This window comes from Dolichospermum sp. DET69 (assembly GCA_017355425.1).
Taxonomy (GTDB): Bacteria; Cyanobacteriota; Cyanobacteriia; order Cyanobacteriales; family Nostocaceae; genus Dolichospermum.
The window spans coordinates 4238904-4261909 of the sequence record CP070233.1 but is presented as its reverse complement, the minus strand read 5'-3'; the positions used below and the strand labels follow the sequence as shown (position 1 = coordinate 4261909).

17 protein-coding genes are annotated in these 23006 nt (G+C 40.5%); 10 read left to right on the top strand and 7 right to left on the bottom strand.

Annotated elements, in window-relative coordinates; translation table 11 throughout:
• Positions 1-867 precede the first annotated feature (867 nt).
• The 5 genes from hoxU (at position 868) to EZY12_19470 (ending at position 5031) form a co-directional block, all read left to right on the top strand.
• Positions 868-1584, top strand: coding sequence for a bidirectional hydrogenase complex protein HoxU (gene hoxU / locus EZY12_19490; GenBank protein QSX66928.1), 717 nt, complete (start codon positions 868-870; stop codon positions 1582-1584).
• A 50-nt stretch (positions 1585-1634) separates the two neighbouring features.
• A complete protein-coding gene (locus EZY12_19485) occupies positions 1635-2165 on the top strand; it encodes a DUF3122 domain-containing protein (GenBank protein QSX66927.1) in 531 nt (176 codons plus the stop codon).
• Positions 2162-2707 carry an oxidoreductase gene (locus tag EZY12_19480; GenBank protein ID QSX66926.1) on the top strand — a complete coding sequence of 182 codons (546 nt, stop codon included), beginning with the start codon at positions 2162-2164 and terminating at the stop codon, positions 2705-2707. Before EZY12_19485 ends, EZY12_19480 begins: the two co-directional genes overlap by 4 nt.
• Before the next feature lie 147 nt (positions 2708-2854).
• Entirely contained in the window at positions 2855-3469 is a 615-nt protein-coding gene (locus EZY12_19475; protein ID QSX66925.1) for a CBS domain-containing protein, read from the top strand.
• 113 nt (positions 3470-3582) lie between these two features.
• Positions 3583-5031, top strand: a complete 1449-nt coding sequence (locus EZY12_19470; protein ID QSX66924.1) for a Ni/Fe hydrogenase subunit alpha — start codon at positions 3583-3585, stop codon at positions 5029-5031.
• 211 nt (positions 5032-5242) lie between these two features.
• Here the strand turns inward: EZY12_19470 and EZY12_19465 are convergent, their stop codons facing one another.
• The 5 genes from EZY12_19465 to EZY12_19445 form a co-directional block, all read right to left on the bottom strand.
• A complete protein-coding gene (locus EZY12_19465) occupies positions 5243-5515 on the bottom strand; it encodes a CsbD family protein (protein ID QSX70740.1) in 273 nt (90 codons plus the stop codon).
• A 157-nt stretch (positions 5516-5672) separates the two neighbouring features.
• Positions 5673-6140 carry a BON domain-containing protein gene (locus tag EZY12_19460; GenBank protein QSX66923.1) on the bottom strand — a complete coding sequence of 156 codons (468 nt, stop codon included), beginning with the start codon at positions 6138-6140 and terminating at the stop codon, positions 5673-5675.
• Between the two features lie 188 nt (positions 6141-6328).
• Positions 6329-6973: a signal transduction histidine kinase (STHK), LytS gene (locus EZY12_19455; GenBank protein ID QSX66922.1), complete on the bottom strand. Its 645-nt coding sequence runs from the start codon at positions 6971-6973 to the stop codon at positions 6329-6331.
• A 235-nt stretch (positions 6974-7208) separates the two neighbouring features.
• Complete coding sequence (locus tag EZY12_19450; GenBank protein QSX66921.1) at positions 7209-7391, bottom strand: CsbD family protein; 183 nt, start codon at positions 7389-7391, stop codon at positions 7209-7211.
• A 51-nt stretch (positions 7392-7442) separates the two neighbouring features.
• The gene (locus EZY12_19445) at positions 7443-8372 is read right to left on the bottom strand and encodes a DUF2382 domain-containing protein (protein QSX66920.1); all 930 of its coding nucleotides are present in this window, start codon (positions 8370-8372) and stop codon (positions 7443-7445) included.
• A 520-nt stretch (positions 8373-8892) separates the two neighbouring features.
• On the opposite strand from EZY12_19445, the gene EZY12_19440 reads away from it, so the two are divergent.
• From EZY12_19440 to EZY12_19425, 4 genes are all read left to right on the top strand, one after another.
• Entirely contained in the window at positions 8893-9579 is a 687-nt protein-coding gene (locus tag EZY12_19440; GenBank protein QSX66919.1) for a hypothetical protein, read from the top strand.
• A gap of 111 nt (positions 9580-9690) precedes the next feature.
• The gene (locus EZY12_19435; GenBank protein ID QSX66918.1) at positions 9691-11442 is read left to right on the top strand and encodes an ABC transporter ATP-binding protein; all 1752 of its coding nucleotides are present in this window, start codon (positions 9691-9693) and stop codon (positions 11440-11442) included.
• A gap of 66 nt (positions 11443-11508) precedes the next feature.
• Positions 11509-12180 carry a HupE/UreJ family protein gene (locus EZY12_19430; GenBank protein QSX66917.1) on the top strand — a complete coding sequence of 224 codons (672 nt, stop codon included), beginning with the start codon at positions 11509-11511 and terminating at the stop codon, positions 12178-12180.
• 185 nt (positions 12181-12365) lie between these two features.
• Positions 12366-12659 carry a hypothetical protein gene (locus EZY12_19425; GenBank protein ID QSX70739.1) on the top strand — a complete coding sequence of 98 codons (294 nt, stop codon included), beginning with the start codon at positions 12366-12368 and terminating at the stop codon, positions 12657-12659.
• Between the two features lie 68 nt (positions 12660-12727).
• On the opposite strand, the gene surE is transcribed toward EZY12_19425, so the two are convergent.
• Positions 12728-13408 carry a 5'/3'-nucleotidase SurE gene (surE, locus tag EZY12_19420; protein QSX66916.1) on the bottom strand — a complete coding sequence of 227 codons (681 nt, stop codon included), beginning with the start codon at positions 13406-13408 and terminating at the stop codon, positions 12728-12730.
• Positions 13409-14782: 1374 nt separating this feature from the next.
• Here surE and EZY12_19415 point away from each other — a divergent pair.
• Positions 14783-20824 carry an SBBP repeat-containing protein gene (locus EZY12_19415; protein ID QSX66915.1) on the top strand — a complete coding sequence of 2014 codons (6042 nt, stop codon included), beginning with the start codon at positions 14783-14785 and terminating at the stop codon, positions 20822-20824.
• On the opposite strand, the gene EZY12_19410 is transcribed toward EZY12_19415, so the two are convergent.
• Positions 20757-22328, bottom strand: a complete 1572-nt coding sequence (locus EZY12_19410; protein QSX66914.1) for a reverse transcriptase N-terminal domain-containing protein — start codon at positions 22326-22328, stop codon at positions 20757-20759. The two genes, EZY12_19415 and EZY12_19410, sit on opposite strands and share 68 nt — an antisense overlap.
• Positions 22329-23006 lie beyond the last annotated feature (678 nt).

The following is a 23006-nucleotide window of genomic DNA, read 5'->3' as shown; positions in this document are numbered from 1 at the left end:
ATTGTCTGATAGCGTAGCGTGGCGCAAGCCATATCAGGATGTCCAGGATTTAAGGATTTACAGGATTAAGAGGTATTTTCCCATTACTAATCCGGAAAATTGTTTGAATCAGGATATCCAGGATTTAAGGATTTTCACCGATTAAGAGGTATTTTCCCATTACTAATCCGGAAAATTGTCTGAATCAGAATTTTCAGGATTTAAGGATTTTCACCGATTAAGAGGTATTTTTCCATTACTAATCCGGAAAATTGTCTGAATCAGGATATCCAGGATTTAAGGATTTTCACCGATTAAGAGGTATTTTCCCATTACTAATCCGGAAAATTGTCTGAATCAGAATTTTCAGGATTTTAGGATTTTCACCGATTAAGAGGTATTTTCCCATTACTAATCCGGAAAATTGTCTGAATCAGGATTTTCAGGATTTAAGGATTTTCACCGATTAAGAGGTATTTTCCCATTACTAATCCGGAAAATTGTTTGAATCAGGATTTTCAGGATTTTAGGATTTACACCGATTAAGAGGTATTTTCCAATTACTAAGTAGATGGGCTGAAATAAATATAAAATAATATTGTTGATTAGGGCAGGCTAGAAGCCCACCCCACAAGAATATTATCCTGATTGTGGGGTGGGCATCCTGCCTGCCCATGTTATATTTAATTATGCCTACTTACTTGATCCGGAAAATTGTCTGAATCAGGATTTTCAGGATTTAAGGATTTACTAATTACCTATTAAGCTGTTCCGTATTTAAATTGTATAACCTCAATAATTTTAAATATTGTGGGGTGGGCATCTTGCCCGCCCGAACATTTAAATTACGTGCGTTTTAGCTTACCTATTACCCATGACCAAATTATTATGACTGTAAAAACTTTAACAATAAATGACGAATTGGTGAGCGCTCGTGAGGATGAAACCTTATTAGAAGCAGCGCAAGAAGCGGGTATTCATATTCCTACATTATGTCATTTAGAGGGTGTAGGCGATGTTGGGGCTTGTCGTTTATGTTTGGTAGAAATTGCGGGAAGTAATAAATTACAGCCAGCTTGTGTGACAAAAGTTGCTGAAGGAATGGAGGTAAATACAAATAGCGATCGCTTACAAAAATATCGGCGGACAATTGTAGAAATGCTATTTGCTGAAGGTAATCATATTTGCTCAGTTTGTGTGGCTAATGGTAACTGTGAATTACAAGATTTAGCCATAGAAATGGGTATGGATCATGTTCGATTAGAATATCAATTTTCTCAGCGTAATGTTGATACTTCTCATCATCTTTTTGGCATAGATCATAATCGTTGTGTGCTTTGTACTCGTTGCGTGCGAGTATGTGATGAAATCGAAGGCGCTCACACTTGGGATATGGCAGGAAGAGGTTCAAAATCTCACGTAATTACTGATTTGAATCAGCCCTGGGGAACTTCCCAAACTTGTACTTCCTGCGGTAAATGTGTTAATGCTTGTCCCACAGGAGCGCTATTTAATAAAGGTTCAAGTGTTGGGGAAATGGTACATGATCGGGGTAAAATTGAATTTTTAGTAACCGCACGAGAGAAGAAACAATGGAATTTTTAGTTATTAGTCATTAGTCATTGGTCATTAGCCATAACTTAAAGTAAAATCTCATGTTACAGCATATTCAAAAAATATTTAGGCATATTCTATTAGTGGGAATATTAACCACATTTATATTCCTAAACTTAGCAAACCTCACATCTGAAAAAGTAATGGCTGCGGTTACTCAGTTAGGAAATCCCCCAGGAGAAGTTATTTATCGCTCACAAACAAAATTAGATGATCAATCAGGAAAAGTTTGGCAGGTTGTCTTATTTAAACAAGTGTATTCTGAGCAAAAATCTAGGACAAATCTTCGCTTAGTTGGGTTTCCTAGTATTGGTGAATTAATTCATCCCCAACCTTTAAAAATCACCTCAACTACAGGTCAAGTTTGGAATGCTGCTGATGTATTTTTAGAGGAAGCCCCAGCCCCAACTATTGGTCAATATGACTTTACAGATATTCTGCCCCAATTACCTCCAGAATCTTTAATTTTGTCCATACCTTTAGCTAGTACAAAATTCATTAATATCTCAGTTCCTGCTTCTATAGTTAAAGAATGGCAATCATTAATTTCAACTGAAAAGGCAAAAATATGACTAAAATCAAATTAGCAACAGTGTGGTTAGGTGGTTGTTCTGGCTGTCATATGTCCTTTCTTGATTTGGACGAATGGTTAATTGATTTAGCCGCACAAGTAGATATAGTTTATAGTCCCATTGCTGATATTAAAGAATATCCAGAAGGTGTAGATTTAGTATTAGTTGAAGGGGCTATAGCTAACGAAGAACATTTAGAATTAATTCATAAAATTAGAGAACGAACTAAAACAATAATTTCCTTTGGTGATTGCGCTGTTACTGGTAATGTTACCGCTTTACGGAATCTCTCTGGTGGTGCTGAACCAGCTTTACAACTAGCTTATATTCAACAATCAGATGTTAACCAACAAATTCCTAATTTACCGGGTATTGTTCCCCCTTTATTAGATAAAGTTGTCCCCGTTCATTATGTAGTAACTGTTGATATTTATTTACCCGGCTGTCCCCCTTCAGCCCCCCGGATTCGTGCCGCACTTGAACCATTATTAAAGGGAGAAAAACCAGAAATACAAGGACGCGAGATGATTAAGTTTGGTTAATTAGTAATTACTAATTATCACTAAATAAATTTCTTCTTTCTTCTTCCTAGTTCCTTCTTCTTCCTTGCTTCTTTTATCCTAACTCCTGACTCCTAACTCCTGACTCCTGACTCCTGACTCCTGACTCCTATTTTTCCGAGGTGACTTATGTTAACAGCAGCAGATGTAATGACTAAAGATGTGGCAATGATTCGCAGTTCAGCCACAGTAAAAGAAGCAGTTGATTTAATGAGAGCTAGAGATTGGAGAGCGTTAATTGTAGATCGTCGTCATGAACAAGATGCTTATGGAATTATCACAGAAAGCGATATTGTTTATAAGGTAATTTCCTATAGTAAAGATCCGAATAAAGTCCGTGTTTATGAAATTATGACTAAACCTTGTATTGTTGTCAATCCAGAATTAGGTTTAGAATATGTAGCCAGATTATTTGCTAATCATCATCTTCGCCGTGCGCCTGTAATTAGTGGTAAACTATTAGGAATAATCTCACTTACTGACATATTAGCCCGCAGTAGTTGTCTAGAACAACCGCGCTCATTTTTATTAGAACAAGAATTACAAGATGAAATTAAAAAAGCTCGAATTGTTTGTACAGAAAAAGGTATAAATTCCACAGAATGTGCAGCAGCTTGGGATGTAGTGGAAGAAATACAAGCAGAAATTGCTCACCAACGCGCCGAAAAACCTCTCAAAACTGCCTTTGAAGATTACTGTGATGAATATCCAGAATTTATAGAGTCTAGGATTTATGATTTGTAATTCGTAGTAATTCGTAGATTGGGTAGAACGAAGACCAAACCCAACAAATTTAGGGAAATGTTGGGTAACATGAGCGTCAACCCAACCTACAATTTTCTCACAACTAACTAATTATGAAAACCATCGTTATTGACCCCGTTACCCGCATTGAAGGACACGCCAAAATCAGCATTTATTTAGATGATGAAGGTCAAGTAAATGATGCTCGTTTTCATGTGACTGAATTTCGCGGATTTGAAAAATTTTGTGTTGGTCGTCCTTTTCCAGAAATGCCGGGAATTACTGCCAGAATTTGCGGTATTTGTCCAGTCAGTCACTTATTAGCATCAGCCAAAACAGGCGATCGCATTTTAGCTGTCACAATCCCAAAAACAGCCACTCAATTACGCCGTTTAATGAATTTAGGTCAAATTCTCCAATCCCATGCTCTCAGTTTCTTTCACCTCAGCGCACCAGATTTATTATTAGGTATGGATAGTGAACCTGAAAAACGAAATATTTTTGGTTTAATTGCGGCTGTTCCAGAATTAGCTAGAGGTGGGATTCGTTTACGGCAATTTGGACAAGAAATCATTGAGTTATTAGGAGGGAAAAAAGTCCATCCTTCCTGGGCTGTCCCTGGTGGAGTTCGTGACCCTTTAACCGCAGAAAATCGCACTCACATTCAGCAACGGATTCCTGAAGCAAAGACCACTGTAATTAATGCCATAAACTTATTTAAAGGCTTATTAAAAGATTATGAAAAAGAAGCTCAAACCTTTGGTAATTTTCCCAGTTTATTTATGGGTTTAGTAAGTCCTGAAGGTTTATGGGAAACTTATGATGGAAATATCCGATTTGTTGATAGTGCGGGAAATATTGTTGCTGATAAACTCAACGCTGCTAACTATCATGAATTTATTGGTGAAGCAGTGCAGGCAGACTCTTATTTAAAATCGCCTTACTATCGTCCTTTAGGTTATCCAGATAGTAGCAATCATTGTCGTTTAGATAGTGGAATGTATCGCGTTGGACCATTAGCAAGATTGAATATTTGTACTCACATTGGTACACCTTTAGCAGACGCAGAATTAAAAGAATTTCGCTCTCATGGAAACGGCACTGTTAAATCATCATTTTTCTATCACTATGCGCGGTTAATTGAAATTTTAGCCTGTATTGAACACATAGAAATTATCCTTGATGATCCTGATATTTTATCAACTCGTCTCCGTGCGGAAGCTGGGATTAATTGCCTGGAAGCAGTTGGGGTGAGTGAAGCCCCTAGAGGGACATTATTTCATCATTATCAAGTTGATGAAAATGGTTTAATGTTAAAAGTGAATTTGATTATTGCCACAGGTCAAAATAATTTAGCAATGAATCGGACAGTTGCCCAAATTGCCCGTCATTTTATCCAAGGTAATCAAATTAAAGAAGGAATGTTAAACCGTGTAGAAGCTGGAATTCGGGCTTTTGATCCTTGTTTAAGTTGTTCAACTCATGCAATGGGACAAATGCCTTTAATCATAGAAGTAATAAATAAAAACGGTGCTGTAATTAATCAAATTTGCCGTAATTAAATCTGTAGGGTGGGCAATGCCCAGCAAAACCCTTATCCGGTAGGCAATGCCGTGACATAGAGTGCAACTATGGCGATTAATTAATGTTAAAAATAATTGTAGGTTGGGTAGAGTGCAAGCCTTACCCAACCAAACCTTAAAAGTGTTAGTTTTTGTTTCTCAACCCAACATCAACATCCTGAGTAAGGATGACTTAAAAGTATTGTAGATCTCATCTTCCTGAAAGGTTACGGTATTGATTTTCTGTAGCCTTATCATTGGAAATACTATTATCCATAGACTTTTTAACTTGAGCTTCAATTTTTGATCTTTGTTCCCGACTGACACCTTTGGCATCTTCAACCGTATTCCGAACTTTGCTTTCTGCTTGTTTGACCTTCCCCATTACCTGATCTTTTTTATTTCCTGTAATTTTACCCATAGTTTCTTGAGCTTTACCTTCAATATCCTTCCCGATTGCCTCCACTTTATTCATAGTAGCAATTTGAGTTTGAGCTAAACTTTCCTCAGCAGTAAAAGCCGTGAAACTTCCCAGTAATAAAACCAAACTAATAATGAAGAAAAATCTGCGAAATTTTTGCAGTAAAACCATGGGAATTTTCTCCTTAATATGTAAGTAATGAAGTTATAAATGCAATCTTTTATCTTTTTTCACTAGGTACGGCTGGGGTAACTTTGGCTAAAACTTTCACACTTTTAACACCCTTAATTTGTTTGGACAGAGAATCAATTTTATTTAATTGCTCTTGATTCTGTACAGTTCCACCAACAACAATTGCCCCATCTTTAGCAGCAACGGTTAACTGACTAGCGGGAATATTGGCTTCCAGTTTAGAGCGAACTTCACTGGACAGATCAGTATTAGCACGATCTGCACTTCCCCCGCTTAGATTGCGTTGCTCACGGGCGCGAATATCTGCATTGAGTTGATCTCGACGGACTTGGCTAGTTGCATCTTTTTTATCAGTTTGGACTGTTTTATCGGTGACAACCTTACCGGATTCTGCTGGTGAATCTGGTGCATTGCTGCTAGTTTTTGCGTTATTGTCACAGGCAACTGTTCCCAGTAATAAAATGCTACTGAGAACTAAAGGCATAATTCTTTTCATAGTTCAAATCCTCAAAAACAGACCTTTGGCATCATAATTCCGGAAGTTACACCCACCCTATGTAAGGCTGCACAGAATCGGTTAGACATAGGAGTGAAAATTAAATGTGTGTTTCCTAGAGTCTTTGTAGAGACGTTGTATAGAGCGTCTCCAAGGAATCTAAATTCTTTTTGGTATTAGTTTTTTCCTCACAAGCGCGAAACAACAGGACTTTCATGACGACTAGTTTCTGGAGTATTGTAAACCTCCCACTCCCTCATTCCTCTGTTCTTGAGTATCTTTTCAGCCCGGAGAACTTCAGCCTCTATCCCGTCAACAATGACCAGATAATCTCCAGCGACTACATAATTATTATATACTTGCGCCCGATGTTCGGGAATTCCTAAACCTACAAGTCCACCAATTAAACCGCCAACCGCTGCTCCAATCGCTCCACCTGCTAGAGTTGTTGCAATTGCTGTAGCTGCTGCTCCTGCTAACATAATTGGACCGACTCCAGGAATAGCTAGAGTTCCTAGCCCGATGAGTAAGCCTGTCAGTCCACCAACTGCTCCTCCTGCTCCTATTCCAGTTTTTGTTCCTTCCTCAACATGGGTTGTGTCATGCCTTGTATCATGACTTGTGTCATGACTTGTGTCATGAGTTGTTCCCGTGGGTTTTTCAACTCGTGTTTCACCAATTTTATATCGCTGATTCAAATCTTCCGTGTCTTGAGCAATCACAGATACATGATTCATATCAAATCCGTTATCTCGCAGTTCACTAAGAGCATTTTCTATCTCTTGGCGACTAGAAAACACTCCTACGGCTCGTTTAGTTTTAATCAAACTCATTTTTTTTCTCCTCTTTAACCTTTTAGAAAGGGAACAAATGGCAGGTAACAAAGGTAATTAAGAATTAGCCTTATTTCCCCATGTCTAACCTGCCTATTTAATCTAAGTAAGTGAGCGTTAAAAATTGTCGTTATGATAAGGGAACAGGGAACAGGGAACAGGAAACAGGGAACAGAAGAGGTTTTGGGACATTTTACTTTTCGTTACATACTTCGGTTTTTTTCTGTTCACCTACTTAGTCAATAACTTTTTTTGCTTGATCTTTTACATCTTCAACTGAGTGACGAACCTTTGCTTCTGCTTGTTTTTCCTTGCCTTCGGCTTGAGTTTTGGGATCTCCGCTGACATCTCCTAGGGCTTCTTGAACCTTACCTTCAATGTTTTTAGCAGTTGCCTTGGCTCTATCTTTGATACTCATAATCGGCTCCTATTGAAAAATGTGGATTTTAACGGAACTTCCAAAAACAAATTATCTTCTCTCTAAATTTGGATGTTCTTGGGTGTTAACATCCAATTCTTCCCGGCGCAGAGTTTCTTCTGCTTCAATATTTTCGCGGTCTACAACTTTATTCACTCTGACTTCTTCACGTAGGTAAGCTTCCTTATGAATGTCAGCAGTTTCTTCATAAACATCTATATGAGTAACTTCGCTTGTGCCAAAGCTCACGCTACCAGGTATAACTGCTTCACCAGCCTCCGTAGGCGTTACTCGTTCAATAACAACCCGTTCTTTATCTATCGGTACTGAAACCCTGGCTGTCTCAGTTTCTGTATGCTTACCAACAGTGACTTCTCCTGTTTTAGCGCGGATCTTGTTGGCAATTAATCTTTCTTGATATAGTTTGAAAGTCTGATGATCCTGCTCATTTAGCTCATATAAAGCAGGTTCTTGTTTATAGTCATAACCATTACCATTACCATTGTGCAGAATAGGTTTCTCCGGTGGGGTAGCAACAGCACTAGCGGCACCTCTAGAAGACGGTGTATCTAATCCCACCCCTCTAGCAGCGGCTGTATCTAAAGGTGCGGAATTTTCTAAGAATGCTTCCGAACGATATACTCCCCTCACCTGTTCTTCATAGTTGTAATCAACTTCTCGGTGTTCGCTAAATTCAGGTAAATTCTCCGCTTGTTGTTTGGTCATTCCCACTGTATAAATCCGTTCAGCAGTATGGTCAATGCGCGAACGACCTACAGGTAATAAAACTTTTTTCCCGAAAATCCATAAGCCCAAATCAACCACAAAATACCGGAAATGTCCTTGGTCATCTACTAAAATATCGCTGACTGTGCCAATTTTTTCCTCTGGGCTGGCATATACACCCATGCCTTTGATGTCTTTTCCTTGAAATGTTTCCCGATAATTCGGATCAAATTCTTTGATTTTTAAAAGAGACATACTACTTTTATCTCCACTTTTTAGGGATGCGGCAGTTAACGGGCTGGTACAGGCTGGCAATTTTGCCCCTGTTTGACAATAAGTTGATGTGATGTTAACGGATCATTTTCAACAATTAGAACCTGGTAAAATTAGGTTATTAGTTTTTATGTTCTCAGTTCTAATATTTATACGTTAGATATTTTTATAATGAAGACCGTCCATCAAAGGGTTGATTATGCTTATATGCCACAAGAGGGAGATTTTTAAGTCAGGGCGGTTACGGGTATTTAATTAAAAAATCATCTCCTTTTAACCTATTGAAAAGGGTATAAATTGGTTTATGTCCAGCTAATTTTAAAATTACTCTTTGGGAAAATCGCAAATAATACACTCAGTGTCAAGAAATTGCACTAAAATCACTACGGCGGTACTCTTTTGGTGTGAGGTTTGAGGTATTTTTAAGTCAGCTTGACAATAAAATTAAGCCACTTCCTGCGGCCTCTAGGCTTACTGCGCTCAAAAATTAGAGAGTTAATCTATGTTTCAGTTGTTAAGCCGGGTCTTGCTATGGCTCCTAATTGGTGTTGTAGCCTATTCTTTGTTTCAAAGATTCAATCCATCAATAACTTTTGTAGGCAGATTTCTTTTAGGACTGGTCATAGTTATTTTAGCTTTAGCATTTCTCAACCCTAGTGAACCAGCGGTGGCTTCTTTGTGGCGGTTTATCTCCTTTCCACTCAAGCCCTTGGGCGCTTCGGTTTTAATGTTGTTTTTAGCCGCTCAAAAAATTAAAGGCGGTGGCATAGATAAACCAGGAGGTTTCCTTTTAGGATGGGCTTTGACGGTTTTACTTCTAGCCAGCACGCCAGCGATCGCTTACTTTTTAGTTAGATCACCAGTTGCTACAGTTGAGGGGATGAACCTCAATCAACAAACTGCCTCATCTACTCTAGTAGCCTTGAGTTCAGCAAATCCTAACTTCACAATCTCAGATATTAGGCAAAATATCATCCCACCTACGAGAGAGATAAATTCTCCCACCGTAGCTTTTAATAGTTTCAATGTGAATATCCCTTCTTATCTACTCCAAAACCCTCAAGCCATTAGTACACGTGGGTTACGGGTAGAAGACTTTGTTCCTAATGCAGAAACACTGCAACTTACTACCCAAGTATGGGAAAGTTATCTTAACCAGATTTATGTTTTCTTACGTGGTCGCACGTAATTATTTTGTCAGTGGTCAGTGGTCAGTTGCCATTATTTTTAATTCCTTCTTCCTCCTGACTCCTGACTCGGTGACTCGGTGACTCCTTAACTCCTTTCTCCCAACTCCTGCATGGCCAAATCTCACAGACTTGCTAAAATCGCTGATTATTTACGCCCCCATTGGCGCGAAACCGTCTTCGGTATTATGGCCTTATTTATTGTCAATGGGCTAGGTGTCTATATTCCTTTGTTAATTCGCTCAGGAGTAGACACTCTTTCCCAAAGTTTTAGTTTTAGTCAGATTATCCATTATGTAGTCATGATTATCCTACTTAGTTCCGCTATGTGGATGATGCGAATGGCTTCTCGCATTTGGATATTTGGTGTGGGAAGACAGGTAGAATTTGACCTCAAACAGCGGATTTTTCAACACCTAATGCAATTAGAACCTGCTTATTTTACGGTTAATACTCCTGGGGATTTAATTAGCCGCGCTACCAGTGATGTAGATAATATTAGACGGTTATTAGGCTTTGCTGTTTTAAGTTTGGCAAATACTTTTTTCGCCTATATTCTGACATTACCAGTCATGTTGTCTCTGAGTGTGGAACTGACATTGGTATCGTTAGCAGTGTACCCGTTTATGTTTCTGATGGTGCATTTTTTTAGCGATCGCTTGCGTGATGAGCAAACCGTCGTTCAAGAGCAACTTGCAGAGATGAGTGAACTGGTACGAGAAGATATGAGCGGTATGGCGCTGATTAAAATTTATGCTCAAGAAGCAAATGAGCGTCAAGCATTTAATCAGAAAAATCAACAGCTACTAGCAGCTAACCTTAAACTAGCTAAAAGTCGCAATACCCTGTTTCCCCTCATTGGTGGATTAGCAAGTCTCAGTTCCTTGATCATTATCTGGTTGGGTACAGCCAAGATATCTGCTGGTACTCTAGCAATTGGCGATTTTCTGGCCTTGCTAATTTATGTAGAGCGGTTAGTCTTCCCTACGGCTTTGTTAGGATTTACCATTACTGCTTATCAACGGGGTGAAGTTAGTATTGACCGCTTGGAGACTATTCTCAGTGTAACCCCGAAAATTCAAGACACACCTGATGCTATCCATGTGGAGGTAAGCAAACTTAAAGGAGAACTAACAGCAGTAAACTTTAATTATACCTACCCCGGCGTAAATACCCCAGTTTTAGAACATCTTAATTTTACGATTGCTCCTGGAGAATTGGTGGCCATTGTCGGTCCCATTGGTGCAGGAAAATCAACCTTAGCCAATGCTGTCCCCCGGTTATTGGATATTCAGTCAGGACAGTTGTTTTTAGACGGCGTGGATATTACAAAACTAGCTGTGAGTGATTTACGGGGAGCGATCGCCTACGTACCTCAAGATAGCTTTCTATTCAGTACCACCGTCAAAAATAACATCCGTTATGGTGATCCCATCACTGCTGAAGAAGATGTAGTTTACGCCGCTAAAATGGCGCAAATTGACGCGGAAATTGAGAATTTCCCCCAAAAGTATGAAACCCTCGTCGGTGAGCGGGGAATTACCCTTTCGGGTGGACAGCGACAACGCACAGCTTTAGCAAGAGCCATGTTAATTGATGCCCCTATCTTGCTGTTAGATGATGCCCTATCCAGTGTAGATAATCAAACCGCTACCCAAATTCTCACTAATCTCTCTACAGGGACAAAAAAGAAAACAGTAATTTTTATTACTCACCAACTTTCCGCCGCTGCCACATCTGACCGAATTTTGGTCATGGATCAGGGGAAAATTGTCCAAGTTGGTCATCATTCAGAACTAGTAGAACAGCCTGGACTTTACAAAACTTTGTGGAATCAACATCAAGTAGAAGAATTACTGCATTGAACCTAAATGGATTAATATTTGTAATAATTAACAGTAATATTAATCACCAACTAGCATAATCTAAAGATGTTTAAAAATTCACAGTTAGTAGCTTCTGAGTCCAGTAATTTAGTAACATCTAAACAGCAGCATCTTCTAAGGGCGATCGCTATTTTAGTTGTCATTAGTTTGCTAACTTCAGCCGGTGGATCACCCATTGAACATAATGTTTCCACTCCCTGGGAAGGGTTTATTTGGGGCATAGCAGATCCAGTGATTAGTTTAGACCGTTTTGCAGGTATTGTGGCGCTAGGTTTATTCTCCGCTAGATTTGCCCGTGGTAATTGGTTCAATATCACTTTTGTCATTGCTGCTGTTTGTGGACAATTGATTAATTTGTCTCCAGTTATCTTACCAGGACCTGCAATAGCGATCGCTATTTGTACCATCGCTTTAGGTGTGATGTTAGTTACACCAATTCCTATTCATTGGTTAGCAATAGCCATGTTTTGTGCTACTGCTGGCATATTTCAAGGTTATGCTGATGCGACATCTATCATCGGTGCAGAAATATTCACTGTTATTCCTTTTATAATTAGTGTTGCCTTCACACAAACAGTAATTATTATGAGTGCCAGAGAAATAGGTGTAACTTTCGGCATCAATGAAATTAACCAAATTTTACCGAAAATCATCCGCTTTGCTGGTTTAGTATTCTGTGCAATTGGTATCGTATTTTTAGGCTACTCAGTAATTTAATGTAGAGATTGGGGAATAGGTATTGGGATTGGTTAATGACGAATTAAAAATTATATTCACGTAGCCATAAGGGAGGAATAATTACAACTTACTTTATTTATTAATAATACTGATTATGAAGCTATTGCATGAATATTTAGGAATATTACTGTATGATTTTTTCCCAAGATTGGAGCAGACCAGAAATGATTGCCACTGGAGTAGAAGCAAAAATCAGTCGCTTAGAATCTATTGTTGAACAGATTGGAGACGCTGTTCTCTCAACAACTGAGACAATTGAACGTCTTGCTCAAAGAGTAGATGCCCTGAGTTCACAAATAGAAGCCCAAGGAAAACAAGTACAGCAGCAAGGGTATCAAATTTTTGCTTTGTGTGACGCTGTACAAAGTTTAGCTGACTCTCAGAAGGATTCTATGGAGCAAATCACTCAATTGTCACAAACCTTAGATGGGCTTGTATCCTTATTACAGAATGAATAATTATAGCAAGAGTCACCGAGTCAAGAGAAAGAAAAATCTAAAACGTGAATCAGTAAGTCCTAATTACCTCAAACTTTTAACTTAGTCACCGCAATTTTGCCAGAAAAACATATATCAACATCACTATCAGGAGTTCGTTCTCGTTTACCATATTCTCCTATATAGTAAAAATCATCACCTTCTATTCGATAATTAACAGGTAAAGGTTTCGGACAAGGTTGACAAAATACTACTTCTGGATCTGGTTGTTGTGGTAATAGGTGCGGTAAATTGACATTCCAAAAACATCCAGGTTCTAGGGGAAGTTCCATCAAATCTGTGAGCAATGCAGATGTCCATTTAATAGCCGCATTCCAGTCATAATCACGTTTACCATGACGATATTGGGAAACAGCAATTCCGGGAATCCCGTGCATTGCAGCTTCTCTGACAGCAGCGACAGTACCAGAAATATAAGCATCAACTCCCAAGTTTCCACCGGCATTAATACCCGAAATCACATACTTTATATCTTGAGCAATATGTGATACAGCAACTCGGATGCAATCAGCAGGAGTACCACCTATAGCATATTCAACATCAGAACGCCGTTGGAGGTTAATGGGTTGATGGGTAGTAACTTGATGTCCACAGCCTGATTGATGTGATTGTGGTGCAGCGATAATTACCGATTTACCTTTTACGGCTTTAAACAAAGCTGCAATTCCTGGTGCGTCAATACCATCATCGTTGGTTAAGATAATTGTCATACTATGTTTGTTTTAATGCTTATTATAGCTGTTTTGGCGGGGAATTGGTAAAAATCTAGGACTTACGCATTGACAAAAAATATCAAATATATGTGGCTATAAAAACGACATTTATCGTAGGGGTATATTGCAATACGAATTTACTTATCTATTAGCTGCTACACCCGCCCAGAAATGAATTTCAGGGCTAATAGCCAAAGTTTACTAAAGTAAACTGAGGATTTTTTAGAATTTTTAGTCATTAAAAGACAACTTTTGCCATACTCAAAGATATTAATTCAAGTAGGGGTATATTGCAATACGAATTTACTTATCTGTTAGCTGCTACACCCGCCCAGAAATGAATTTCAGGGCTAATAGCCAAAGTTTACTAAAGTAAACTGAGGATTTTTTAGAATTTTTAGTCATCAAAAGACAACTTTTGCCATACTCAAAACGGCTTAATTATTTGATTTAAGCAGGTAAGGGTTTAGCACTGCTGATATGTGTCAACTTAAATAAGGGTGTATTCCAATACGTCCTTACTTATCCGTTGGCTTCCACACCCCCGTGGCGTAAGCCATATTTCAGGGCTAATAACCAAAGTCTACGGAAGTGAACTAAAGATTTTTTTTATATTTAGTTATCTTTAGATAACTTTGGCTATGAGACTGGGAATTCATTCCCAGGCGGACTATGATTTTACGTTAAATTGACACATATTAGTACATTTCAGGGCTAATAACCAAAGTCTACGGAAGTGAACTAAAGATTTTTTTTATATTTAGTTATCTTTAGATAACTTTGGCTATGAGACTGGGAATTCATTCCCAGGCGGACTATGATTTTACGTTAAATTGACACATATCAGTACTGCTAAACCCCTACAAATCTAGGTTTTTCGTAATTTTACAAAAGTCCATATCTCAACCATATCAAGTATAAGTTAACACTAATAAATCTCTTGCTTTACCCCTACCCCACGATTGATTTATCGGCAAAAATACAATTCCTTGCAGCCTGAAATAAGGTATTTTTGCGAAAGCATATCATAATTTATTTATACAATGCGTAAGTTATGTACGGTATAAAAAAATATGCCTTATTGTATACATTTAAAATCATCTATGATATACTCGTATAAGATTAGTAAAGTCTAGATTAGTAAAATCAATTGATAGGTTACAATGCAACTAGTAATTACGAGCAAGTGCTTAGTAATGATCAAAAAGCTTGTTTTTAGAGCGTTTTGGTAATTAACCTCAACTTGCTACCACAGTAACTAAATTGAAAACCACTATCTTAGTTACTTTTAAAGCATCTAGATTTTTTCAAGCATGATCCCAGATATCAACCATCAAAATACTAATTTAAGCATTTAGGAGATTTCAACAAATGGCTACTCTTTCATGGAAAAACGCTGCTAACGGTAACTGGAATCTGGCAGCTAACTGGACTCCCGGTACTATACCAAGTTCGGCAGATATTGCCCAAATTACCATCGCTGGAACTTACACCGTTCTCTTAAATAACGCCAGAACTCTAACTGGTTTGACTCTTGGTGCTACTAGTGGCATTCAAACTTTAGATATAAATGGCAATATCTTAACCCTCAAGGGTGCAAGTACAGTTAGTAACAATGGTGTTTTAAATTTAGCCAGCGGAACCCTAACGGGAGCAGGTGCTTTAACAATTTCTAACCTACTCTGGAATGGTGGTACATTAAGCGGTACGGGTAAAAAGACTGTCAGTGGAACATTAAACCTGAGTGGTGATCAAAGTTTAGATGGAACAACATTAGAAACCACAGGTGCAACTTTTTGGACAGGTAATGGTCAGTTATATGCTGCCAACGCTGCAACTTGGAACAATACCAGCACTGGCACTATTGACTTACAAGGTGATGCCGATTTTGTCCATTGGTATGGCGCTCAATCCACTTTCAATAATGCTGGGACTCTGACCAAATCCAACGGTACCACCACAGATGAATCCTACATTAGTGGCATCTTCAACAACACAGGCACAGTCCAAGTCAAGAAAGGGACGTTAAGGCTGAGTGGGGGAGGGACTAATACTGGTAGTTTCAGTATTGATAATGGAGCAACTTTAAAGCTGTCTTCTGACTACAACTTCAATGCAGGTAATAGTGTTACTGGTGCAGGTAACTTTAACATTGAAAGTGGAATAACTACAGTTGATACCACTTCTACTTGGTTAGCCCCTGTCAACTTGGTGGGAGGAACCTTAACGGGAGCAGGTGCTTTAACAATTTCTAACCTACTCTGGAATGGTGGTACATTAAGCGGTACGGGTAAAAAGACTGTCAGTGGAAAATTAAATCTGAGTGGTGATCAATACTTAGATGGAACAACATTAGAAACCACAGGTGCAACTTTTTGGACAGGTAATGGTCAGTTATATGCTGCCAACGCTGCAACTTGGAACAATACCAGCACTGGAACTATTGACTTACAAGGTGATGCCGATTTTGTCCATTGGTATGGCGCTCAATCCACTTTCAATAATGCTGGGACTCTGACCAAATCCAACGGTACCACCACAGATGAATCCTACATTAGTGGCATCTTCAACAACACAGGCACAGTCCAAGTCAAGAAAGGGACGTTAAAGCTGAGTGGGGGAGGGACTAATACTGGTAGTTTCAGTATTGATAATGGAGCAACTTTAAAGCTGTCTTCTGACTACAACTTCAATGCAGGTAATAGTGTTACTGGTGCAGGTAACTTTAACATTGAAAGTGGAATAACTACAGTTGATACCACTTCTACTTGGTTAGCCCCTGTCAACTTGATTGGTGGAACCCTAACGGGAGCAGGTGCTTTAACAATTTCCAACCTACTCAACTGGAATGGTGGCACATTAAGCGGTACGGGTAAAAAGACAGTCAGTGGTAAATTAAACCTGAGTGGTAATCAATACTTAGATGGAACAACCTTAGAAACCACAGGTGCAATTGTTTGGACGGGTAATGATACGTTATATGCTGCCAACGCTGCAACCTGGAACAATACCAGCACTGGCACTATTGACTTACAAAGTGATGCCGATTTTTATTATTGGTATGGCGCTCAACCCACCTTTAATAATGCTGGGACTCTGACCAAATCCAACGGTACAACCACAGATGAATCCTACATTAGTGGCATATTCAACAACACAGGCACAGTCCAAGTCAAGAAAGGGACGTTAAGGCTGAGTGGGGGAGGGACTAATACTGGTAGTTTCAGTATTGATAATGGAGCAACTTTAAAGCTGTCTTCTGACTACAACTTCAATGCAGGTAATAGTGTTACTGGTGCAGGTAAATTTAACATTGAAAGTGGAATAACCACAGTTAATACCGCTTCTACTTGGTTAGCCCCTGTCAACTTGGTGGGAGGAAATCTCACGGGAGCAGGTGCTTTGACAGTTTCCAACCTACTCAACTGGAATGGTGGCACATTAAGCGGTACGGGTAAAAAGACAGTCAGTGGAACATTAAACCTGAGTGGTTCTCAAACTTTAGATGGAACAACATTAGAAACCACAGGTGCAACTGTTTGGACAGGTAATGGTACGTTATCTGCTATCAACGCTGCAACTTGGAACAATACCAGCACTGGAACTATTGACTTACAAGGTGATGCAGATTTTTATTATTGGTATGACGGTCAACCCACTTTCAATAATGCTGGGACTCTGACCAAATCCAACGGTACAACCACAGATAACTCCTATATTGATGCCATCTTCAACAACACAGGTACAGTTCAAGTCAACAAGGGAAGATTGAGATTTACCGGCGGTTACACACAGACAGCCGGAACGACTAACATTAGTGGAGGTAGTCTCGCTTTTGAGAATAGTCCCCTCAACCTCCAGGGTGGAACTCTTAACGGAACGGGAACTATCACAGGTAGTGTGTCTAACAGTGGTGGTCAAATCAATCCCGGTAATAACCTAGGCATATTGAACATCACTGGTGACTATAGCCAAACCGCTGCTGGAACACTCAACCTAGAATTAGGTAGTGCCACCAGTTTTGATAAATTCAACATTACTGGTGCAGCAGATTTAGGGGGAATCCTCAAACTGAATTTAACCAGTGGCTATACACCAACTATTGGCACTAAATTCGCAGTTTTAACATACAGTTCTGCCACAACCAAGACCTTTAACACCATTCAAGGCATAGATATCAGCAGCAGTTTGGCATTTGCGCCAACTTCCACAGGCAATAACTTAACCTTAGAAGTAGTAGACCAAGTTAAGGATTTAGGGGCAATTAATTTCTATAATCCTCAATCAGTCACAGACTTTGTAGGTGATACAGACCTATCTGATTTTTATCGCTTCAATGTCACCACAGCCGGCAATGTCCAGGTTAAACTTACCAATCTAACTACAAATGCAGATGTGTGGTTAGTTGATGGACTAGGACGCACCATTGCCAAAGGCACTAAAACTGGAACTGCTGATGAACTGTTCAATTGGGCAGTTGATACCGGAACCTATTACGTCAAAGTTTTCCGACCTGCGGCTGGAAATAACACTAACTACACTTTACAAGTTGCCACCTCAACCGCTTCTTGGCCAGTGCAGTTTGGGACAACTGCTGATGATTGGTCATATAACAACATTAGCACTGATAGCTCAGGCAGTGTTTATGAGAGTGGTCACACTACTGGGAGTTTTCCGGGTAATACCAACCAAGGCGGAAATGATGTTTATATCACCAAGTATAACGCCGATGGCAGCCAAGCCTGGATTAAGCAATTCGGTACATCTGCCAATGATTATACTGGAGGTAATGTTGGTAACGATAGTGCAGGTAACGTTTATACTACAGGCAATACAGAAGGTAGTTTTGCAGGTAGTATCCTCCAGGGAACTTCCGATGCTTTTATTACCAAATATGACACCAACGGTACACAAGTTTGGGTGAAACAGTTTGGTACGGCTGCCCAGGATTATGCCTCTGGTATGAGTGTTGATAGTAGTGGCAATAGCTATATTTCGGGACAGACATGGGGAACTTTTGCAGGGAATATTACCCAGGGAGCTTATGACGCTTTTATCGCCAAATATGACACCAATGGTACACAAACATGGGTGAAACAGTTTGGTACAAGTGCTGATGAATTTGCCACTGGTATTACCCTAGATAGCAGTAATAATATTTATGTTACAGGCTATACCAAAGGTAGTTTCGCAGGCAGTACCAACAAGGGCGGGAATGATGCCTTTGTTAGCAAATATGATGCCAATGGCAATCTAGCCTGGGTAAAACAGCTAGGTACAACTGGCGATGACTACGGCTCGAATCTCACCACCGATAGCACAGGTAATGTCTACATTGCAGGTGTAACCTACGGTGCGCTTAGTGGTAACACCAATAAGGGCAATTCCGATGGCTTTCTGGCGAAATATACTGCCACTGGAACCCTAGCCTGGGTAAAACAGCTAGGTACAACTGGCGATGACTATATCGGCACAGTCAAAACCGATAGCGCAGGTAATATCTATGTAGTTGGAACCACCAACAGCACTTTTTCAGGTAATACTAACCAGGGAGAATATGATGGCTTTTTAGCCAAATACAATACCAGTGGTACTCTTGTTTGGATAAAACAGTTTGGCACTAACTCTTATGATGATTGCAGCGGTTTGAACATTGATAACACTGGTAATATTTACGTAAGTGGGCAAACAAATGGAAGTCTGCCGGGGAAAACTAATCAGGGCGGCTATGATAACTATATAGCCCTCTTCGATACTAATGGCAATCAGTTATCTATTCCCGCGATTCCCGCAGTAATTACCGTTGCAGCTACTGATGCTGATGCTGGGGAAACCGCTACAGGGGTTACTCCTAATCCTGGTACTTTCACCTTAACTCGGACTAATGATTTAACTAAAGCGATTACAGTCAACTACACCCTCAGCGGTTCTGCTACCAACGGCACTGACTACAGCAACCTAACAGGAACCGTCAGTTTTGCAGCAGGTGCAAGCACCGCCATTGTCACCGTCACACCTACAGACGACAACATCTTTGAAGTAACAGAAACCGCTGTCCTCACCCTCACCTCTGGAACTGGCTATATCTTGGGAACTACTAGCAGTGCCACGGTTAATATTACCGACAATGACCCCCAACCTACCATTAGTATTAACGATGTTGCCGTTATTGAAGGTAATAGCGGTACTACTAACGCCACTTTCACTGTCACCCTTTCTAACCCCAGTAGCCAACCTATTACTGTTAACTACGCTACCGCAGACGGCACAGCCACCATTGCTGATTTAGACTATAACGCGGCAAATGCAACCATCAGCTTTGCTCCTGGAGAAATCAGTAAAACAGTGACCATTGCCGTTGTTGGTGATACCAAGAGCGAAAACCCCGAAGCCTTTACCGTTAACCTGAGCAATGTAACTAACGCAACGATTACCAAAGCTACAGGGGTGGGAACTATTACCAATGATGATCTCCCAATTATTACCGTTGCTGCTACCGATAGCGATGCTGGGGAAACAGCTACAGGCATTACTTCCAATCCTGGTGCTTTTACTGTAACTCGTAACGGTGATTTAACCCAAGCCATTACAGTTAACTACACTTTAAGCGGTTCTGCTACCAACGGCACTGACTATAATAGTCTACCTGGAACTATCAACTTTGCGGCTGGTGATAGCACCGCCATTGTCACTGTCACACCTACAGACGACAACATCTTTGAAGGTACAGAAACGGCTATCCTCACCCTAACAACAGGTACAGGTTATGCTCTGGATGTCACCAACAGTGCCACTGTCAATATTGCTGATAATGATGTACCCAGTATTAGCCTAGCTGTATCTCCTGCCAGTGTTACCGAAGATGGACTAAGCAATCTGGTTTACACTTTCACCAGAACCGGAACTACAGCCAATGCTCTCACTGTTAACTATGGTGTTGCGGGATCTGCCATTTTCAACACAGACTATACTCAAACAGGTGCAGATAGCTTTGCTGCAACTACTGGAACAATTACCTTTGCATCGGGAAGCAGTACGGCAACTTTAACTGTTGACCCCACAGCCGATACCACCTTTGAAACTGATGAAACCGTTGTCATCACTGTAGCGACAAGTACGGATTACACCATTGACACCACAACAGCGGTGACAGGAACGATTATCAATGACGATCTTCCAGTCATTAGTATTGCTACTACCGATAGCGATGCTGGGGAAACTGCTACAGGTGTTACTCCTAATCCTGGTATTTTCACCCTGGTAGAGTCGAAGGCGGGTATTATCCCGCGCTCCTCTCTGTTAAATCTGGGCGTGCGACTTTCACCGCACCCAGCTTCCGATGTTCTTAACTTTCGCTTTTGCTCATGTGAATATAGTCGTGGCAGCTTTCATGAATTGCTAGAAGGTTTTTAGTTTTACCATTCTTATGGTTTCCATCAACATGATGTAAATGTACCTTCTCGTCACTGAGCATTTTTAGCCCACAATAACCACATTTATGGTTTTGCCGTTTGAGGGCTTTAGAGGTATGGTTGTCATAGAGCTTGCTGTTACGCTCGCTCCAATAACTCAAATCTCCGTCGTAGGGTGATTTCTCACCTTTGACATTGATATGTTTATTTTCGGAGAAAGGGACTGCTGGAAAAGCCTTATCTAGTAATTGCTTACTGGTATAGCGATTCTGTTTAGTTTCCTTGTTGAATACCCTAAATGCTCTGTTTTGGATGTGAAATAACGAGTTTCTTGACCCGTCCATCTTGCAGAAGCGGTGGTAATTCCTCCAGCCTCTAACTACGGGGGCTAATTTTTCAGCCTTTGTGGTAGAACCATAATTCGAGTTGTTGACGATGTATTTTACTTTCTTGCGAAAAGCTTTAAAATTGTCCACTGATGGGACGCTTCTGAACTTTCCGTTTTTCTGGACTTTAAAATGCCAGCCCAGGAAATCAAACCCATCTGTCGCGGCGGTTAACTTTGTCTTTTTCTCACTGACTTTCATTCCCCGCTCTGCTAGGAACTGACTAATTTTGTCGAGTATTTCTGTGGCATCGTCTTGGGGTCGGAGTATTATTACCATGTCATCCGCATAACGGATTGTTGGTTCAACAATATTTTCCTTTGGGGTTTTGTCCGTAATTCTGAACCCATGATTCTGGTATCTGTGAATACTTTCAATCCCATTTAAGGCGATGTTAGCTAAAAGTGGACTTACCACGCCCCCTTGAGGTGTTCCTTGTTCGGGGAACTTTGGATTGACTCCGGCTTTGAGACATCGGAAAATACCTTGTCTTATGCTATAAGGAGCGATGAGTCTATCCATTATGGCGGTGTGGTTTATCCTGTCAAAGCATTTTTCAATATCGAGTTCTATAACTCGTTTATCTATTCCGTTGGCGTTTGAGCATAGGTTACGAAACAAGATTTTCTGTGCATCATGTGCCGAGCGTCCCGTCCGAAACCCGTAGCTGTGCGCGTGGAAAGTTGCTTCGTGCGCTGGTTCTAATGCGTATTTGATAAGGCATTGGTAAGCCCTATCAGCAATAGTAGGGATTTTCAGAATCCTAGTAGTACCATCCTTTTTGGGGATGGGTATTTCTCTTAACCCCTGGTGTTTCCAGTTGTTAACGGATGCCTTCAACAGTTCATTAAGCTCAAAGCGTTCCTTAAAGTTAAGGGACTTTTTGCCGTCAATTCCTGCTGTCTTTTTCCCGGCATTTAGCTGTGATACTTGACGGATAGCCAGTAATCTTGCTGCGGTAGATTTCAGAATCAGCTTTTGTAGGGACTTAGCTTTGCGCTTGTCTCCAACTTGAACCGCTTTGTACACGCGCTTTTGTAGGCGGAATAAGTCACGACGGAATTTCTTCCAGGGCAACGTTTTCCAAGATTCACTAGAGTTTTCTCTGTGTCCAATCATGCTCTGCTCCAGTCTGTGTATTCTGAACACCTCAGACCAATTACGGTCTGTCCTACCCGAATTGAGGGGATTCCGCTGCTCGTCCAGCCTACCTAGGGTTCGACCGCCCTCAGACCCTCAATCCGTTTTTATTCGTTCCCTCGGTTAGATTGTTCGTTCCGTTAGGTGTAGCCAATTCGACCACTGAAATCCCTAGACTCTTACCGCTATCCGAATTAAAATGCGGCGGGGTTTTGCTCCAGTGGAGTCAGGATTTTGATGTTGCGTCCTGCTCTCTGTTAAGTCGCTTTTCTAGGCTCTGTTTCACCGTGGGAACTCCCCATTAACGCCAGTGTCACCCCGCAACGGATGTCTGATTGCGTCCTGTTCCTAGCTTCGACCTCCCGAAACCGAGTCGGGTCATCGTAGGCAGATAGGGATTCATACCTGAGTCTGGTAGATGGGACTTTCACCCATATCAGACCGAGAGTTCAACCTTTCCTCTATTACTAGAGTTGGGTTGGTTAGCTTATGTACGGGCTGGATACCGTGATTCAGCTAACAACGAATCGCACAACTCGTACAGGTGATGTCAGCCAAGCCATTACAGTCAACTACACCCTCAGCGGAACAGCCACCAACGGTACTGACTACAGTAGTTTACCAGGAACCGTCAGCTTTGCAGCAGGTTCAAGTAAC

What these genes read in the sequence shown, in the direction of transcription:
- hoxU (QSX66928.1), top strand. Translation starts at nt 868, where the DNA reads ATGACTGTAAAAACTTTAACAATAAATGACGAATTGGTGAGCGCTCGT.
- EZY12_19485 (QSX66927.1), top strand. Translation starts at nt 1,635, where the DNA reads ATGTTACAGCATATTCAAAAAATATTTAGGCATATTCTATTAGTGGGA.
- EZY12_19480 (QSX66926.1), top strand. Translation starts at nt 2,162, where the DNA reads ATGACTAAAATCAAATTAGCAACAGTGTGGTTAGGTGGTTGTTCTGGC.
- EZY12_19475 (QSX66925.1), top strand. Translation starts at nt 2,855, where the DNA reads ATGTTAACAGCAGCAGATGTAATGACTAAAGATGTGGCAATGATTCGC.
- EZY12_19470 (QSX66924.1), top strand. Translation starts at nt 3,583, where the DNA reads ATGAAAACCATCGTTATTGACCCCGTTACCCGCATTGAAGGACACGCC.
- EZY12_19460 (QSX66923.1), bottom strand. Translation starts at nt 6,140, where the DNA reads ATGAAAAGAATTATGCCTTTAGTTCTCAGTAGCATTTTATTACTGGGA.
- EZY12_19455 (QSX66922.1), bottom strand. Translation starts at nt 6,973, where the DNA reads ATGAGTTTGATTAAAACTAAACGAGCCGTAGGAGTGTTTTCTAGTCGC.
- EZY12_19450 (QSX66921.1), bottom strand. Translation starts at nt 7,391, where the DNA reads ATGAGTATCAAAGATAGAGCCAAGGCAACTGCTAAAAACATTGAAGGT.
- EZY12_19445 (QSX66920.1), bottom strand. Translation starts at nt 8,372, where the DNA reads ATGTCTCTTTTAAAAATCAAAGAATTTGATCCGAATTATCGGGAAACA.
- EZY12_19440 (QSX66919.1), top strand. Translation starts at nt 8,893, where the DNA reads ATGTTTCAGTTGTTAAGCCGGGTCTTGCTATGGCTCCTAATTGGTGTT.
- EZY12_19435 (QSX66918.1), top strand. Translation starts at nt 9,691, where the DNA reads ATGGCCAAATCTCACAGACTTGCTAAAATCGCTGATTATTTACGCCCC.
- EZY12_19430 (QSX66917.1), top strand. Translation starts at nt 11,509, where the DNA reads ATGTTTAAAAATTCACAGTTAGTAGCTTCTGAGTCCAGTAATTTAGTA.
- EZY12_19425 (QSX70739.1), top strand. Translation starts at nt 12,366, where the DNA reads ATGATTGCCACTGGAGTAGAAGCAAAAATCAGTCGCTTAGAATCTATT.
- surE (QSX66916.1), bottom strand. Translation starts at nt 13,408, where the DNA reads ATGACAATTATCTTAACCAACGATGATGGTATTGACGCACCAGGAATT.
- EZY12_19415 (QSX66915.1), top strand. Translation starts at nt 14,783, where the DNA reads ATGGCTACTCTTTCATGGAAAAACGCTGCTAACGGTAACTGGAATCTG.
- EZY12_19410 (QSX66914.1), bottom strand. Translation starts at nt 22,328, where the DNA reads ATGATTGGACACAGAGAAAACTCTAGTGAATCTTGGAAAACGTTGCCC.